General features: G+C 64.6%; 17 protein-coding genes. 8 read left to right on the forward strand and 9 right to left on the reverse strand.

The annotated features are described in order from the left end of the window. Window positions 1-13: 13 nt before the first annotated feature. Window positions 14-997: a VOC family protein gene (locus tag K3F49_RS00715; RefSeq protein ID WP_234678876.1), complete on the reverse strand. Its 984-nt coding sequence runs from the start codon at window positions 995-997 to the stop codon at window positions 14-16. A gap of 147 nt (window positions 998-1,144) precedes the next feature. Here K3F49_RS00715 and K3F49_RS00720 point away from each other — a divergent pair, with 147 nt between their 5' ends. The 5 genes from K3F49_RS00720 to K3F49_RS00740 all read left to right on the forward strand — a co-directional run bounded on the left by K3F49_RS00720 (window position 1,145) and on the right by K3F49_RS00740 (window position 6,923). Next, on the forward strand, window positions 1,145-1,936 hold the full coding sequence (locus K3F49_RS00720) for a DNA-binding transcriptional regulator (RefSeq protein WP_234678877.1): 792 nt from the start codon (window positions 1,145-1,147) through the stop codon (window positions 1,934-1,936). Window positions 1,937-2,009: 73 nt separating this feature from the next. After that, window positions 2,010-3,506 carry a bifunctional 3-(3-hydroxy-phenyl)propionate/3-hydroxycinnamic acid hydroxylase MhpA gene (gene mhpA, locus K3F49_RS00725; RefSeq protein ID WP_234678878.1) on the forward strand — a complete coding sequence of 499 codons (1,497 nt, stop codon included), beginning with the start codon at window positions 2,010-2,012 and terminating at the stop codon, window positions 3,504-3,506. Between the two features lie 24 nt (window positions 3,507-3,530). Further along, window positions 3,531-4,382: a fumarylacetoacetate hydrolase family protein gene (locus K3F49_RS00730; RefSeq protein WP_234678879.1), complete on the forward strand. Its 852-nt coding sequence runs from the start codon at window positions 3,531-3,533 to the stop codon at window positions 4,380-4,382. Between the two features lie 57 nt (window positions 4,383-4,439). Next, window positions 4,440-5,642, forward strand: a complete 1,203-nt coding sequence (locus K3F49_RS00735) for an ABC transporter substrate-binding protein (protein ID WP_452100164.1) — start codon at window positions 4,440-4,442, stop codon at window positions 5,640-5,642. A gap of 72 nt (window positions 5,643-5,714) precedes the next feature. Next, complete coding sequence (locus tag K3F49_RS00740) at window positions 5,715-6,923, forward strand: ABC transporter substrate-binding protein (RefSeq protein WP_234678880.1); 1,209 nt, start codon at window positions 5,715-5,717, stop codon at window positions 6,921-6,923. A gap of 48 nt (window positions 6,924-6,971) precedes the next feature. Here K3F49_RS00740 and K3F49_RS00745 read toward each other — a convergent pair whose 3' ends face one another. The 3 genes from K3F49_RS00745 to K3F49_RS00755 form a co-directional block, all read right to left on the reverse strand. After that, window positions 6,972-7,814: a hypothetical protein gene (locus K3F49_RS00745; protein WP_234678881.1), complete on the reverse strand. Its 843-nt coding sequence runs from the start codon at window positions 7,812-7,814 to the stop codon at window positions 6,972-6,974. Window positions 7,815-8,009: 195 nt separating this feature from the next. Continuing rightward, the gene (locus K3F49_RS00750; protein ID WP_234680547.1) at window positions 8,010-8,501 is read right to left on the reverse strand and encodes an SRPBCC family protein; all 492 of its coding nucleotides are present in this window, start codon (window positions 8,499-8,501) and stop codon (window positions 8,010-8,012) included. Further along, window positions 8,501-8,908 (reverse strand): ArsR/SmtB family transcription factor, encoded by a 408-nt coding sequence (locus K3F49_RS00755; RefSeq protein WP_234678882.1) that lies wholly within the window; start codon window positions 8,906-8,908, stop codon window positions 8,501-8,503. Before K3F49_RS00755 ends, K3F49_RS00750 begins: the two co-directional genes overlap by 1 nt. A gap of 284 nt (window positions 8,909-9,192) precedes the next feature. On the opposite strand from K3F49_RS00755, the gene K3F49_RS00760 reads away from it, so the two are divergent. Continuing rightward, window positions 9,193-10,269, forward strand: coding sequence for a serine hydrolase (locus tag K3F49_RS00760; RefSeq protein WP_234678883.1), 1,077 nt, complete (start codon window positions 9,193-9,195; stop codon window positions 10,267-10,269). A 61-nt stretch (window positions 10,270-10,330) separates the two neighbouring features. Here the strand turns inward: K3F49_RS00760 and K3F49_RS00765 are convergent, their stop codons facing one another. Together K3F49_RS00765 and K3F49_RS00770 are read right to left on the reverse strand one after the other, a co-directional pair. Further along, window positions 10,331-11,155: an outer membrane protein gene (locus K3F49_RS00765; RefSeq protein ID WP_234678884.1), complete on the reverse strand. Its 825-nt coding sequence runs from the start codon at window positions 11,153-11,155 to the stop codon at window positions 10,331-10,333. 273 nt (window positions 11,156-11,428) lie between these two features. Further along, window positions 11,429-12,133, reverse strand: a complete 705-nt coding sequence (locus K3F49_RS00770; protein ID WP_234678885.1) for an SDR family oxidoreductase — start codon at window positions 12,131-12,133, stop codon at window positions 11,429-11,431. Window positions 12,134-12,289: 156 nt separating this feature from the next. Between K3F49_RS00770 and K3F49_RS00775 the strand changes: the two genes are divergently transcribed. Together K3F49_RS00775 and K3F49_RS00780 are read left to right on the forward strand one after the other, a co-directional pair. Then, the gene (locus tag K3F49_RS00775; protein WP_234678886.1) at window positions 12,290-13,132 is read left to right on the forward strand and encodes a GNAT family N-acetyltransferase; all 843 of its coding nucleotides are present in this window, start codon (window positions 12,290-12,292) and stop codon (window positions 13,130-13,132) included. 151 nt (window positions 13,133-13,283) lie between these two features. Then, complete coding sequence (locus K3F49_RS00780) at window positions 13,284-13,598, forward strand: hypothetical protein (protein ID WP_234678887.1); 315 nt, start codon at window positions 13,284-13,286, stop codon at window positions 13,596-13,598. Window positions 13,599-13,623: 25 nt separating this feature from the next. On the opposite strand, the gene K3F49_RS00785 is transcribed toward K3F49_RS00780, so the two are convergent. The 3 genes from K3F49_RS00785 to K3F49_RS00795 form a co-directional block, all read right to left on the reverse strand. Next, on the reverse strand, window positions 13,624-14,067 hold the full coding sequence (locus K3F49_RS00785) for a hypothetical protein (protein ID WP_234678888.1): 444 nt from the start codon (window positions 14,065-14,067) through the stop codon (window positions 13,624-13,626). Window positions 14,068-14,252: 185 nt separating this feature from the next. Beyond that, window positions 14,253-14,543 (reverse strand): hypothetical protein, encoded by a 291-nt coding sequence (locus tag K3F49_RS00790; protein ID WP_234678889.1) that lies wholly within the window; start codon window positions 14,541-14,543, stop codon window positions 14,253-14,255. 20 nt (window positions 14,544-14,563) lie between these two features. Further along, the gene (locus K3F49_RS00795) at window positions 14,564-14,902 is read right to left on the reverse strand and encodes a curlin (protein WP_234678890.1); all 339 of its coding nucleotides are present in this window, start codon (window positions 14,900-14,902) and stop codon (window positions 14,564-14,566) included. Window positions 14,903-14,973: the final 71 nt, after the last annotated feature.

The following is a 14,973-nucleotide window of genomic DNA, read 5'->3' on the forward strand; positions in this document are numbered from 1 at the left end:
GCGTCGCCGCGGATCATTCGCGCGCGACGACGGAGTCCAGCCACGCGCAGTTCAGCGGCGGCACGCGGGGATCGGCGACGCGCACGCCGCGCGCGGCCGCATCCAGCCGCATGTCGCGCATGCGCTTGCGCGGCTCTTCCGGCATGTTGAGCCGCTCATGGCCCCATAGCGACGGGCCGTCGAAGGTTTCGTGCGGCTGCCAGGTCTGGGGATCGATGATGCGTCCGCCCCAGCCATATTCGATGAAGAAGCCGGACGGCGTGTTCACATAGAACGAGGTCATGTGGTCGTTGGTGTGCCGCCCCAGCGTATAGACGACGCGGCCGTCTTCGAGCTGCGCAAGGTCATAGCCCTGCCCGACATCGTCGAGGCTGCCGAGCTCCACCATGAAATGATGCAGCGCCTTGCGTCCCGAGCCGACCATCGCAAAGGAGTGATGGCGGCCGTTGACGTGGAAGAAATAAAGGCCATAGGGCTTCAGCCCGAAATCGGAGACGTGAAAGCCGAGCACGTCGCGATAGAACGGCACCAGCGGCTCGACATCCTCGACATTGAGCACGACATGGCCCATGCCGAGCGCGCCGGTGCGAAAGCCCGAGATCGGCCGGCCCGGTCTAAAGGGTTCGGTCGCAAGCTCAGGCTTGCAGAACGCTTCCAGCCGGTTGCCGGCAGGATCGGCAAAAATAATCAGCTTGGCCACATGCCGTTCATCGGCGAGTGCGCGCGAACCGCGTGTCACCTTGACGCCGTGGCTTTCCAGCCGGCCGGCGAGCTGGTCCAGCTCCGCGGTCGAAGGAACCTCCCATCCCATCACCGCGAGGCCGGCATCACTGCTGCCATCGACAATCAGGCGCTGCTTGCGATCGTCCATGCGGAAGGCCCGCATCTTGCCGCCGCGATCGACCTGCTGCATGCCGAGCAGTCCGGTCGCCATCTGGCCCCACTGGTCGAGCTGGGATGAGTTGATCCCGATATAGCCGAGCGCGGTGATTTCCATCGACGTTCTCCCAAGGGCATCGCATCCGCTGCAGTGCGGCGAACTTGATACCGGCCGCGCACGCTCCTACGGTGACGTCCCGCAATCGCTTCGCCTTCGCAACGACGATAATCGCGCAGTAGTACGCCACAAGGGAGGAAATACGAAGTGTCCAAGGAGCGGACGCGGAACGGCCAGCCGCGGCAGTCGGAAGGCGTCCGCGCCTTCAAGCGCGGGCTGGACGTGCTGCAGGAGGTCAACCGCTCCGGCGGCATCCGCGCCGGCGACGTCGCCCGCGCGCTCGACCTGCCCCGCCCGACCGTCTATCGCCTGCTCGAAACGCTGGAAGAACTCGGCTATGTCGCCCGCAGCGCCAGCGACGACCGCTTTCGGGTCACCCGTCTCGCCCTGAGCCTCGGTGATGGCTACGACCCCGGCGTGGTGATCTGTCAGGCGGCCGCGCCGTATCTCGCTGAGCTCAGCAAGACCCTGGTCTGGCCTGTCGATCTCTCCACCTACGAGAACGCCGCGATGGTGGTGCAGGAGACCACGCATTCCCGCAGCCCATTGTCGATCGACCGCGGCATGATCGGCAAGCGCCTGCCGATGCTGCGGACGTCGGCGGGCCGCGCCTATCTGGCCGCCTGCCCCGCCCGCGAGCGCGACCTCATTGTCAGCCATCTCCGCCGCATCGACGAGGCCGATGACCGTCCCTTCCTCGACCAGGGCCGCCTCGACAAGATGATCGCCGAGACGGCCGCGCGCGGCTACGCCATCCGTAGCGAAGGCGAGTACAATCCCAAGACCGCCTCGATCGCCGTCCCGATCGTGCGGAACGGCGCCGTGTTCGGCTGCATCTCGATCATCTGGATCCGCTCCGCGCTCGGGATCGAGGAAGCAATGGCGCAGTTCGTCGGCCAGCTTCAGGAGACGGCCGCAGCCATCCCGGTCGAGGTGTAGGGGCCGTCCGCTGGGCGGACACTTCTGCCGGCGCCGTTGAAGCGGTGGCATTGCTGGGGGAAGAGATAGCCCCATGCAAGATAAATCCGCCCCTGAGGAATTCGACGTCGTGATCGTCGGCCGCGGCCCGGTCGGCACCACGCTCGCCAACCTGCTCGGCCTGTGCGGCGTGCGAACGCTGGTGCTGGAGCGCGAGGCGCGGACTTATCATCTGCCGCGCGCGGTGCACTTTGACGACGAATGCATGCGCGTGTTTCAGACCATCGGCCTCGCCGACGCGATGCTGCCCCACGTCATTCTCAGCCCCGGCATGCTCTTCCTCGACGCCGACGGCAAGATGCTGCTGGACTGGTCGCGCCCTCAGACGCTCACGCCGATGGGCTGGAACCTCAGCTATCGCTTCCACCAGCCCGACCTCGAGGACGTGCTGATCTCCGGCCTCGCGCGCTGGCCGCATGTCAGCTTGCGAAGCCGCTGCGATGTGTTCGCGCTGGATCAGGACCAGACCGGCGTGCGCGTCCGCTACGAGGATCTCTCCAACGGACAGCTCAGCGAGGTTCGTGCCGGTTATGTGATCGGCTGCGACGGCGCGCGGTCTCTGGTGCGCCGCTTCATCGGCTCCGGCATGGACGATCTCGGCTTTCACGAGCGCTGGCTGGTGATCGACGTGCTGCTCAAGCGCGCCCGCGACGACCTCGGTGACTACAGCCTCCAGCACTGCGATCCCCGGCGGCCGGCGACTTACGTCCGCGGCACCGGCACGCGGCGGCGCTGGGAGATCACGGTTCTTCCCGACGAGGATTCGAACGACGTGGCACGGCCCGCAAAAGTCTGGGAGCTGCTGTCGCGCTGGATCACGCCTGACGATGCCGAACTCGAGCGCGCCGCGGTCTACACCTTTCATTCCGTGATCGCGCAGCAATGGCGCAACGGCCGGCTGCTGCTCGCGGGCGATTCCGCGCACCAGACGCCCCCCTTCCTCGGCCAGGGCATGTGCGCCGGCATTCGCGATGCGGCCAATCTCGCCTGGAAACTCGCGAGCATCATTCGCAACGGTGCTGTGCCTGATCTGCTCGACACCTATCAGAGCGAGCGCCAGCCGCATGTCCGCGAGTTCATCGAGCTCGCGATTCGCTTGGGCGGTGTCATCAACACCAAAGCGATCGAAGCCGGCCTTGCCGCCGGGCAGACGCGTGAAAATGCCCCCGTGAAGCTGGAGGTGAAAAAGCCCCTGCTCGGCCCCGGGCTCGCGTTTGGCGACCTGCTGCTCGCCGGACATCTCGCGCCGCAGTTCATCTTGAACGACGGCAGCCGCGGCGACGACCGGATCGGCTACGGCCATGTCCTCCTCGTGGCGAGCGCGACGCGTCTCGCTCTCTCGCAGCCCGGGATCGAAATCCTGACCAGCGACGATGCCGAAGGCATCGGACCCTGGCTGCGCGAGCACGGCATCATCGCCGCGCTCGTTCGTCCCGACCGTTACATCCGCGGCACCGCCCGCAACGATGCCGAGCTCGACCGGCTCATCGCCGCCTTCTCGCCTCCCGCCCACGTGCCGTCCGCGGCCTGATCGACCACTCCTCAAGGATATCTCATGAAGCTGCTCTCTTTCATCGCCAACGGCCGCGCCTCCTTCGGAGCGGTCAAGGACAATGGCGTGGTCGATCTCGGCACGCGCATGGCGCCCTGCGCCACGCTGCGGCAGCTGCTTGAAGCCGGTCGCGTGGCCGAGGCGGCAAAGCTGGTCGCGTCCGCGTCGCCGGATCATGCGCTCGACACCATCAGCTTCGCGCCCGTCATCCCCGATCCCGGCAAGATCATCTGCGTCGGCCTGAACTATCGCGACCACGTCGCCGAAACCGGCCGCACCGTGACCGAAAAGCCCGCCCTGTTCGTCCGCTTCCCCTGCAGCCAGGTCGGCCATCTCCAACCCATCGTGAAGCCTAAGGTGAGCGACGATTTCGACTATGAGGGCGAGCTGGCGCTCGTCATCGGCAAGCAAGGCCGCCACATCCCGCCGGGCCGCGCGCTCGACCACATCGCCGGCTATGCCTGCTACAATGAGGGCAGCATCCGCGACTGGCAGCGCCACACCAGCCAGTTCCTCTCCGGCAAGAGTTTTGCGGAAAGCGGCAGCTTTGGCCCGTGGCTGGTGACGGCCGACGAGATCCCCGATCCATCGAAGCTCACCCTTCAGACTCGCCTGAACGGCACGGTCGTGCAGAACACGACGACCGATCTCCTGATCACGGGCATCCCCGAGCTGATCGCCTACATCTCCACAATCTGCCCGCTCGTGCCCGGCGACGTCATCGTCACGGGGACACCGGGCGGCGTCGGCGCCAAGCGCACGCCGCCTTTGTGGATGCGCCCCGGCGACACCGTCGAGGTCGAGGTCTCCGGCATCGGGACGCTCCGCAACAAGGTCATCGCCGAACCGACCTGACCACTACCAAGACGATCCCGAAAAGGGACGCATCGGCATCGAAGGGGAGAAAACAATATGTACGGCATGGTTCGCACGCTCACCGTGACAGCGGCAATCCTGGCTACGACGGCCGCTCATGCCCAAATCTCTGACGATGTGGTCAAGATCGGCGTGCTGTCGGATATGACGGGGCCCTCCTCGACTCCGACCGGCCAAGGCTCCGTCACCGCGGCTCAAATGGCCATCGACGATTTCGGTGGCAGCGTGCTGGACAAGCCGATCAAGCTGATCGTCGGAGACCATCAGATAAAACCTGACATCGGCGCCGCCATCGCGCGACGATGGTACGACACCGAGCAGGTCGATCTCATCGTGGATGTTCCCGTGTCGGCGGTGGGGCTCGCCGTGCAAACGGTCGCGAGCGAGAAGAAGAAGCTGCTCGTCGTCACGGCGACCGGAACGGCGGACTTTCACGGCAAATTCTGTTCGCCCTACACCATGCAGTGGGTGTTCGACACGCACGCACTCGCCGTCGGTACGGCTCAGGAGGTGGTCAGGCGCGGTGGCGACGCCTGGTACTTCCTCACCGACGATATTGCGTTCGGCCATGCGCTGGAACGCGACGCGACTGACGTGATCAAGCGAGAGGGCGGCAAGGTGCTGGGATCGGCCCGGCCGCCGTTCGGAACCACCGACATGTCGTCCTTCGTGCTTCAGGCACAGGCCTCGAAAGCGAAAATCATCGGCATCGCCGGCGGCCCGCCGAACAATGTGAACGAGATCAAGACCGGTGGTGAATTCGGCCTATTCCAGGGCGGACAGCAGATGGCCGCCCTGCTGGCGCTGATTACGGACATCGATGCACTTGGATTGCAAAGCGCGCAAGGTTTGCTGCTGACGACGGCCTTCTACTGGGACATGGATGAGCAGACGCGAGCGTGGTCGAAGCGCTTCTTCGCGAAGATGCAGCGCATGCCCACGATGTGGCAAGCGGGCGTCTATTCCGCGGTCACGCACTATCTCAACGCCGTCAAGGCTGCCGGAACCGACAATCCCGGCAAGGTCGCGAGCAGGATGCGCGACACGCCGATCAACGACTTCTTCGCGCATGGTGGCAAGCTGCGGGCCGACGGCCTCATGGTGCACGATCTCTGGCTTGCCCAGGTCAAGACGCCGCAGGAATCGAAATACCCCTGGGACTACTACAAGGTCCTGACGAAGATTCCTGGCGACCAGGCTTTTGGGCCCGAGGACCCCGCCTGCAAGATCGCCAACTAAGGCACGCCCTCGCATCACCGCGCGCCCCAACGATGGCGGCGCCAAGCTTCAATTCAAACCCGAGAAAACGCCATGGCCACTCTCCGCAATCCATCTACCGCCATCCTGCTGATCACGCTGGCGCTCGCAGGCACGGCGCACGCCGAGATCAAGGGTGACGCCGTCCGCATCGGCGTCCTCACCGACATGAACGGCATTTTCGCAACCGCGATGGGCCCGGGCTCGGTCGAGGCCGCGCGGATGGCGGCGGAGGAGTTCGGTGGCAAGATCAACGGCAAGCCGATCGAGATCTTGCAGGCCGATCACCAGAACAAGCCGGACCTCGCAGCCTCCCTCGCGCGAAAATGGTTCAGCGACGGCGTGCAGGCGATCGCCGATGGCGGCAGCTCCGGCGCGGCGCTCGCGGTGCAGGAGCTGGTGCGCGGCAACGGAAAAATCTTCCTCGTCTCCGGCGCCGGCGCCAACCAGCTGACCGATGACGCCTGCGCGCCTTCGAGCGTGCAATGGACCCAGGACGCCTACTCCACCGCGACGGCCGTGGTCTCCGGCGTCATGCAGACCAGCAAGGAGCCGTGGTTCTTCATCACCGGCGATTACGCCTTCGGCCATTCGATCGAGGCGACCGCGCGCGACCGTATTGCGGCGCTCGGCGGCAAGGTCGCCGGCAGCGTCAAGGCGCAGCTCGGCACGCCCGACTACAGCTCGTTCCTGCTCCAGGCGCAGTCCTCGGGCGCAAAGATCCTCGCGATCAACGTCGCCGGCGACAACGCTACCGCGATCAAGCAGGCAGAGGAATTCGGCCTCGCCGACCAGGGCATCAAGATCGTGCCGATGTCGTTCCAGAACGTCGATATCGAGGCGGTCGGCCTGAAGGCGACCCGCGGCGATCTCATCGTCACCTCGTTCTTCGAGGACGTCTCGCCAGCCGCCCGAAAGTTCTCCGATGCGTTCTATGCCCGGCGCAAGGCAATGCCGTCACAGATCCAGGCCGGCGTCTATTCGGCCGTGCGACACTATCTACAAGCCGTGCAGGACACCGATTCCGACGACAGCACAGCGGTGATGGCGAAGATGAAGACGACCCCGGTGTCGGATGCCTACACGCCGAACGGCCGTATCCGCGAGGACCAGCGCATGGTGCACGATCTCTATCTGGTCCAAGTCAAGACGCCCGAGGAATCCAAGGGGCCGTGGGACTTCGTCAAGCTGGTTGCGACCATCCCGCCCGACCAGGCCTTTCGCCCGCTCGACCGCAGCAAGTGCAGCCTGGTTGGTAAATAAACAAAGCGTTTTCAAGCGAAGTGGATACCGGTTCGTGTCAAAAAAAACTCAGGCCAAATAGCGCGTGAGATAGCCTTCCATGGCGTAGAGCGCGCAGAGCGCGAGGCTCGACCACACGGCGGCGCTGAAATACAGGAACATCCAGGTCAGCTCGCCCTTCCAATGCGCGATGTCGTGGGTCACGACCCACCGCGTCGAGACGTCATGCAGGCCTTCGAGGAAGCCGAGGAACCTGCCGCCCTCTTCATGCCCGGCCCGCCAACGGCTGAGATACATGGGAACGTCGACGGTGACGAGGAAGGCGAGGAAGCAGGCGATGCCGATGATGCCCGCGATCAGCGCCCAGCGCACCGGCCCCTGGAATTCCGGCATCAAGCGGCACAGCGCGATGCCCGCGAGGAAGAAGGTCACCGCCCACAGCGAGTTCTCGATCGCGTTGAAGAGGAAGTTGGTCGTCACCACCGCGTACCAGGAAAAGCACTCCGCGATGATGATGATCGGCACGATCACAAGCGCGACGTTCACCGCGGTCTCCGCGCCCGTCATCTGACCGAGCTGATGCAGGATGATCGCCCATTGCGCGACGAAGCACAGTTCAGCCACGGTCGCGACCGTACGGCCGACAAAGACGCTGGAGAGCCAGGTGTCGAATAGGCAGATGCGCTGCACGTCGGCGCGCGGCAGCACCGAGCGGAAGGCACAGCCGAACACATAGCCGGCGCAGAGCAAGAACATCAGGCCGATATCCGACCCGCCTCCGACACTGCCGGCAACGGTCGGATAGAACTCGCGGTACAGCATGAACCAGACGAGAATGTTGGCAGCGCTGACAAGCGTCAGGGACCCCCACCACCACGCGAGGGGATTTGACCGTGCCTGCCACTGCAACATGAATCGCTCCGCCGTAGTCAAGATGACATCCAACGGTAGTAATTCTGTCATAAATAAGCAGCACGACGCGACAAAAATCTGCGTGACGGCACTGTCATAATTCGCGGGGGCACTGTCATAATTGCGAAGGCACCCACTCGTGTCCGAGATGGTCCGGGGGCGCTCTTTTGAGGCCCCCGGAATAATGCGGAGAACTTACTTCTTCAGCCCGCCGACATAGGCCGCGAGCTTGTCCAACGTCTGGTAGCCGTACTCGACCGCGCCGAAATCGATCATGCCGTTGCGCTGCTCGGTGCTCGCGGCCAGCTGCCGCATCATCAGCACGGTCTTGCCGTTGCTCTGCTCGGCAAAGGTGATGGTAAAGCGAAACATGCTGGGGTCATCGTCCTGGTCGTCGCCATGGTCCATTTCCATGAGGGACGGCCGCTCGATGCGGCGGAAGCGCATGCGGTTCGGATAGACGGTTCCGTCGGGGCCGATCATGTTGAAGCGCCAGACGCCGCCGACCCGCACGTCGATCTCGAAGGTCTCGATCTCAAATCCCTTCGGCCCAAACCATTGCGGCAGGTGCTTCGGGTCGGACCACGCCTCGAACACCAGATCGCGCGGGGCGTCGATCACACGCGACATCACGATCTCGCGGTCGATCGACCATTGCGACAGGGCAGCATTGGTAGCATTCGTCATCACTCGGTGCCTTTCCGTTTGCCTGGCTTGTTGGTGGTCTTGTCAGTTGCCTTGGACGGCCGCTTGGCGGCCGCCCTCTCCTTCTTGAGCTTGATCACGTAAGCCTCGAAGCGGTCGAGCCGCGCCTCCCAGATCGCGCGCTGGTGCTGGAACCAGTCTTCGGCACCAACGAGCGCCTCGGGACTGAGACGGCAGGTGCGCACGCGGCCGGACTTTTCCGACTGCACGAGCCCGCTCAGCTCCAGCACGTGGATGTGCTTCATGAAGCTCGGCAGCGCCATCTCGAACGGCTCCGCGAGCTCGCCGACCGACGCCTCGCCGGCGCACAGCCGCATCACGATGGCCCGCCGCGTGGGGTCGGCAAGCGCTGCAAAAACCTGGTCGAGATGGGATAATTGGTTAGCCATGTAGCTAACTATAGGATCGTCGCGATCCGACGTCAAGAATTGTTAGCTCAGAAGCTAAGTCTTTTTAGGGGCCGCCGACACGGAACCCGCACGCGCAATCGTGAATTGGACACTTGCATGCCACCGCTAAACTGGTCTCCGGGGGCGAATCCTGTCATTCACCGGATCACGTGCCGCCTATTGTCACCTCATCTCAGCTCACCCGGCGAACCCTCGCCCGCGTCGCGCTTGTTCCCTTTGCAGCCGCACTGGCCGACCCGCGCCGCGCGTTGGCGGATTCGGACATGATCGCGCAGATGCGCGACATCGTCGCCGCCGAGCTCGCACCGACAGTGACGCCGGAGCATCCGGGTGGCCTTGCGGCTGCGCTCTATGCCGGCCGCCATGTCGAATTCTTCACCTACGGCTTCGCAGACGACATTACCAAGCGACCGGTGACGCCGGACACGCTGTTCAACCTCGCCTCCCTGCGAAAGCCGTTCGAGGCGACGCTGGTGGCACTCGGCACGCTCCGCGGCGAGCTGCGGCTCGACGATCCCCTGCCCAAATATCTGCCGGAGCTGAACGGCGACGACATCGACCGTGTCACCGTCGGCGAGCTCGCCACGCACACGTCGGGACTGCTGCTGCCGACCGACCACCCGCCATGGCCGAACGACTCCTACTCTCGGGCGCAACTGATCGCGATGCTCAACGCCTGGACGCCGCCCGCGGGCGTCGCGCCCGGCAAGCAGCGCATCTACAGTCATGCCGGCTACGTGCTGCTTCAGCTCGTGCTCGAGAGCTGCTATCGCACGCCGATCGCAAAGCTGATCGAGAGCCGCATCCTCACGCCGCTCGGCATGCATGCCACGTCCATTCCCGAACGCGGAGCGGACAACCGCGCGATCATGGACGCGGCCTCGATGCGTCGCATCGCGCAGGGCTATTCCGACCAGGGCAGCGCGATCGGCCCGATCGGCGACCAGCAGAGCTATTTCGACTTCCCCGGCACCGGCCAGATGTTCTCGTCCGCGCGGGATCTTGCGACGTTCGCTGCGGCCTGCGTCGACGGCCGTTCGATCGATCCGCATTTGCGCGAAGCGCTGCGCATGGCACAGCGCGAGAGTTTCCACATCGACCAAAGGTTCGGCCAGGCCACCTTTGGCCAAGCCATGGCCTGGGAGACCGTGCACCTGCCCGGCGTCACCGTCGTCGACAAGCCGGGCGGCCTCAACAACGCGTCAGGTTATATCGGTCTGGTGCCGGCGCACCGCCTCGGCATCGTGCTGCTCGCCAATCGCGGCGAATACCCGCATGAGATCGCGCGTTATAAGATCTTGCCCGCGCTGACGCATCTCCTGGCCGCGCACGGCGGCTGAGCTCCAAAGCAGAAAGCCCCGGCTGAACCAGGGCTTTCCACGCGAGAATGGGAGGGAATGCTCAGTACCTGGCGACGACCGGTCCGCCGAACTTGTAGTTCACGCCGACGCGCACGATGTTCGACTTGAGGTCGACCGAGTGGGTGTAGACGTTGCTGGGATATGACGTTGCGCCGAGAACCAGATTGGTGCTGGTCGCGGTGCTGCGGCCGAGATCGACATAGAGATATTCGGCCTTGAGCGACCAGCCATTGCCGACAGCATACTCGCCGCCGACGCCTGCGGTCCAGCCGACCCGCGTATCGTGGATCGCACCGGACTCGGTCGCGGAGAAAGTATCGGTGAGATTGAAGTTACCCTTCACGTCCGCGATCGCCACACCGCCGGTGGCGTAGAGCAGCCAGTGCGGGGTGGCGAGGAAGCCGATGCGGCCGCGGATCGTGGCGAGCCAGTCGGCCGAGACCTGGGAGCTGACGGTGAAGGCGAACGGCGCGCAGCAGGGATAGAGCGCCGAGCCGGTGGCACTGCCCTTGAAGCCGAAATAGTTGATGTCGCCTTCCAGGCCGAAGACGGCCTGGTTGACCTGCCAGTTGTAGCCGGCGGTGAAGCCGCCGGTCACGCTGGAGCTGTTGACGTTCTGGGCGCCGACGGCCGCGATGGCAGGAACACTGCTGGCCGCGAAGTAGCCGGTCGGCGCAAACACGGTCGACGTGGTCGGATCCGCGCTGCCCCATTGTCCGCCTATATTGGCGCCGACGTAGAACCCGGTCCAGTTGTAGCCGGGCGCCATCACCGGCGCCTTGGTGTACTGCGCCGCGAGGTCGGCGGCCTGCACGGACGCGGTGCCCAAAACAACCATCGCTGCCGCCAGCAAACACTTCTTCATTGCAATCTCCTTGCCCCACGCGATCGAACCGCGCGTTTCCGAATGCGCCGGTGAGGTGTTTCCGGCACGGGCTAGGCATAGACGGCACACCGCGCAGCGTCTTGGGCTGCCGCGAAGTTCGCAGGGACTGTGACGTAGCGTGCGCGCGACGTCGTGCGAACCCATGACGAGTGTGGCCCAGGGGCCACGCACCGTCCTTCATCCGCGACGGGCGATGCAGGGCCGTGTCGCGCCACGCCAAGGCAGCGAGACAGCAACTCGCATGAGCGCGCCTCAGACCGAGCGCGTCAGCCCGCCGTCGACGCGGATGTTCTGGCCGGTGATATAGGCAGCGCCGTCGGATGCGAGGAACGAGACCGTCGCCGCGATCTCCTCGACCTTGCCGTAGCGCTTCAGCGGCACGCTGTCGCGGCGCGCGTCCAGCTGCGGCAGGCTGTCGATCCAGCCCGGCAGCACATTGTTCATGCGGATATTGTCGGCCGCATGGGTATCGGTGAAGATCTTCGTGAAGGCGGCAAGGCCTGCGCGGAACACCGCCGAGGTCGGAAACATCGCGCTCGGCTCGAACGCCCAGGCGGTCGAGATGTTGACGATCGCGCCGCCATTCTGCGCCTGCATCACCGGCGTCACCAGCCGGGTCGGACGGATCACGTTCAGCAAATAGGTATCGAGGCCAAGGTGCCACTGCTCGTCGGTCATCTCCGTGATCGCCGCGCGGGGCCCATGGCCCGCGCTGTTGACGAGTACGTCGATGCGTCCCCATTTCGCGAGCGCGCCGTCGACAAGGCGCTTCAGATCGTCATTGGACTTGTTCGAGCCGGTCACGCCGAACCCGCCGAGTTCCGCCGCCAGCGCCTCGCCCTTGCCGGAGGACGACAGGATCGCCACGCGAAAGCCATCGGCTGCGAGCCGCCGTGCGGCCCCTGCGCCCATGCCGCTGCCGCCTGCGGTGACGAGTGCGACCTTCTCTGCTGCCATGACCGATCATCCCTGTGATAGCGTTGGGGCGAACCCAGATTCAATCTGCTACGGCTCAGCCTGTCATCAGGCCTTCTACAGCCAGACTTGCCCGCAAACCAGACTTGCCTGCAAACCAGACTTGCCAACGAGCCCATCGCCACGAGGCCACGCAACATGAGCAATTTGCAGATCCGCAATTTGGATCCAGAGAAGATCTCCATCGCGATCGACTGGGCCGCGGCCGAGGGCTGGAATCCCGGCCTGCGCGACGCCGCCTGTTTTGCGATTCCCGACGCGGAAGGTTTCTTCGTCGGCGAGATCGACGGCGAGCCCGTCGCGACCGTCTCCTGCGTCAATTACGACGACCGCTTCGCCTTCCTTGGCTTCTACATCGTGCGCTCAGGCTTTCGTGGCAGAGGTCACGGCCTGCGCATCTGGAATGCCGCGATTGCGCATGCGGGTGCACGCGTGATCGGTCTCGACGGCGTCGTGGCACAGCAGGACAATTACAGAAAATCCGGCTTCCAGCTTGCTTACGCCAATATCCGCTATGGCGGCACCATCGCCACACCGCCGAAGCCGCCCGCCGATGTCGTTGCGCTCGACAAAATCCCGTTCGCACTCGTGGAAGCCGACGATACCACCGTCTTCCCTGCCCCGCGCGCGGCCTTCCTGCGCGCCTGGGTCAACACGCCCGGCCATGTCGGCCGCGCACTGCTGCGCGACGGCAAGCTCGCCGCATGGGGTGTGATCCGCCCCTGCAGGACAGGCCACAAGATCGGCCCGCTGGTAGCCGATCACCGCGCGGGGGCGGACGCCATCCTCCAGGCTTTGCTGGCAAGCAGCGGAAGCAGCGAGATTGTGCTCGACATCCCCGCGGTGAACCGCGATGCTATGGCGCTTGCGGAATCCCTTGGCCTGAAGCCGACATTCGAAACGGCGCGAATGTACACTGGAGCAGTCCCGTCACTACGGCTCGACCGCGTGTTCGGCGTAACCAGTTTTGAACTGGGCTAGTACCGACTCTCAATCCGCCGGCTTGAAATTTGTAATCTGTTTCACCTTCCCGCTGCCGCGCAGCGGGTATTGATGTCGTATCCGGCGATTTTGTCGGGCGGCTCGACGATCATTTTTCTGACTATCGATGTTTCATTCGGGAGAGGATTTCATGACCGAAGCGAGAGGCAAGGCACGCCCTTCTCATGACACGACCGACGAGATGCAGCGCCCCACAATCGCGGCTGCACTGGTGCTTGCCGTTGTGACGGCCTTGGGGTTGTCCGCGCTCGTCTCGGCTCCCGCGCTGCGGCAGGCCGCCGAGGCGGATGTCGCGCGCGTCATTGCGGATGAGGATCGAGATGTCTGCGGTCAGTTCGGGCTGCGCCCGGGAACGCCCCCGTTTGCAACTTGCAGCCGCGAGCTCGCGAATGTGAGGCGGAAGCAGTCCGAGCGCGACCAGGCCGCTGCGGCTGGAATCCTCTAACGCCTTCAGGGACGCCGTACGCCGCTCAGTAGCAGCGCATGATGTTGACGGTGTGCTCGCCACCGCCGCGGCCGGGCACCGTCACGGATTCCGTCGGACAGCTCGGCACATAGGGCCGGTCGGACGGCACGACGTTCGGCGGGAAGCGATGCGCCCAGTCCCAGGGAACGTCATAGGTGTAGGTATAGCGCACGTCGTTGGTGACAGGCTGTCCGGCATCGGCGAAGGGCTGGCTGTAGGCTGCGCCGTCGTTGAAGAATCCGCCGCCGCCGGGCCAATAGACAAATGAACTGTTTCGACCACGGAACCGGGCGCCCGGCGCGATTGGCGGACGCGCCGACGGCGCGGCAGCGGCCATCACGCCATGCGGGGCGGCGCCGCCCGGTCGTGCAAAACTGTCGCTGGGGCTAAGGAGCAGCGCGGCTGCGCTGAGCGAGGCGAGCAAGGCCCCATTTGATCTGGACATCATGATACGCACCAACTCGTTTGGCTTCGCGGATAGCGGCTCCCCACCGCACGCTAGGCCGGGCTGTCGCCCACCCGCAAACCTATAATTAATTGTTGGTTAAGGCACGGGATTAACAGGGAACCCGGTGCGGCAGAACGCCCGGGATTTGGTCTGGTTTCAGGAACTTCATTCCCGGGAATGGCGCGTCAGCGACCCTGCTGCTTGCGCAGCCAGTCCAGCATGTCCTGCGCATTTCCGCTGCCCTGCGACACGATCGCAGTGTTGCCGCCGCTGCGGCGGTAGACCGTGGTGCGGCCCGGCTCCTTGTCGATCTTGACCTCGGCCTGCGCCGAATCGCCGCTTTGGGTAATGACCGCCGTCCCGTTTTCGTCCTGGACCACGGTGGTATGGCCATCGCCGCTCTCGCCCGCGCCGGCCGGCGCCATCGCAATTGCGGTCATGAGGGTCATTCCGGATGCGAGCAGGAGGAACTTCATGTCACGCCTCTTCGTCTCGATCATCGTCCGAACTGAAAGATCGACAGCCAGTTGAAACGTCCGAACTGCCTGACGGCTCCCGTGTTCATGTCGCCGATCTGCAGCAGGAGCGCATTGGTCGAAGTGCCGACTTGGGTGATGTCGGCAATGTTGCTGACGCCCGACTGTCCGATCAACGCGTTGGTCGTGTCGCCGACCTGAATCACATTGACATAGTTGCGCGTCCCGTTCTGGACAATCGTGGCATCGACGGTGCCCGTCCCGATTTCGATCACGCGCGCGATATTGATCCTGCTGTTCTCCACGATGGTGACCGGCTGCGGGTTATTGCCGAATTCAACGACCGTCTCGATGCTCACGCTCCTGTTGGTCCAGGCGGACCCGGGCCCAGCCAGGGCGCGCAACGGCCTGGATCCCGCGGATGCCTCGG

The organism is Bradyrhizobium monzae (assembly GCF_021458635.1).
GTDB lineage: Bacteria > Pseudomonadota > Alphaproteobacteria > Rhizobiales > Xanthobacteraceae > Bradyrhizobium.

Bases quoted from the DNA above. Each gene is read 5' to 3' on its own strand.
- K3F49_RS00735 (WP_452100164.1), top strand. From the start codon at position 4,440: ATGTACGGCATGGTTCGCACGCTCACCGTGACAGCGGCAATCCTGGCT.
- K3F49_RS00765 (WP_234678884.1), bottom strand. From the start codon at position 11,155: ATGAAGAAGTGTTTGCTGGCGGCAGCGATGGTTGTTTTGGGCACCGCG.
- K3F49_RS00790 (WP_234678889.1), bottom strand. From the start codon at position 14,543: ATGAAGTTCCTCCTGCTCGCATCCGGAATGACCCTCATGACCGCAATT.
- K3F49_RS00750 (WP_234680547.1), bottom strand. From the start codon at position 8,501: ATGACGAATGCTACCAATGCTGCCCTGTCGCAATGGTCGATCGACCGC.
- K3F49_RS00755 (WP_234678882.1), bottom strand. From the start codon at position 8,908: ATGGCTAACCAATTATCCCATCTCGACCAGGTTTTTGCAGCGCTTGCC.
- K3F49_RS00760 (WP_234678883.1), top strand. From the start codon at position 9,193: ATGATCGCGCAGATGCGCGACATCGTCGCCGCCGAGCTCGCACCGACA.
- K3F49_RS00745 (WP_234678881.1), bottom strand. From the start codon at position 7,814: ATGTTGCAGTGGCAGGCACGGTCAAATCCCCTCGCGTGGTGGTGGGGG.
- mhpA (WP_234678878.1), top strand. From the start codon at position 2,010: ATGCAAGATAAATCCGCCCCTGAGGAATTCGACGTCGTGATCGTCGGC.
- K3F49_RS00770 (WP_234678885.1), bottom strand. From the start codon at position 12,133: ATGGCAGCAGAGAAGGTCGCACTCGTCACCGCAGGCGGCAGCGGCATG.
- K3F49_RS00730 (WP_234678879.1), top strand. From the start codon at position 3,531: ATGAAGCTGCTCTCTTTCATCGCCAACGGCCGCGCCTCCTTCGGAGCG.
- K3F49_RS00775 (WP_234678886.1), top strand. From the start codon at position 12,290: ATGAGCAATTTGCAGATCCGCAATTTGGATCCAGAGAAGATCTCCATC.
- K3F49_RS00740 (WP_234678880.1), top strand. From the start codon at position 5,715: ATGGCCACTCTCCGCAATCCATCTACCGCCATCCTGCTGATCACGCTG.
- K3F49_RS00785 (WP_234678888.1), bottom strand. From the start codon at position 14,067: ATGATGTCCAGATCAAATGGGGCCTTGCTCGCCTCGCTCAGCGCAGCC.
- K3F49_RS00780 (WP_234678887.1), top strand. From the start codon at position 13,284: ATGACCGAAGCGAGAGGCAAGGCACGCCCTTCTCATGACACGACCGAC.
- K3F49_RS00715 (WP_234678876.1), bottom strand. From the start codon at position 997: ATGGAAATCACCGCGCTCGGCTATATCGGGATCAACTCATCCCAGCTC.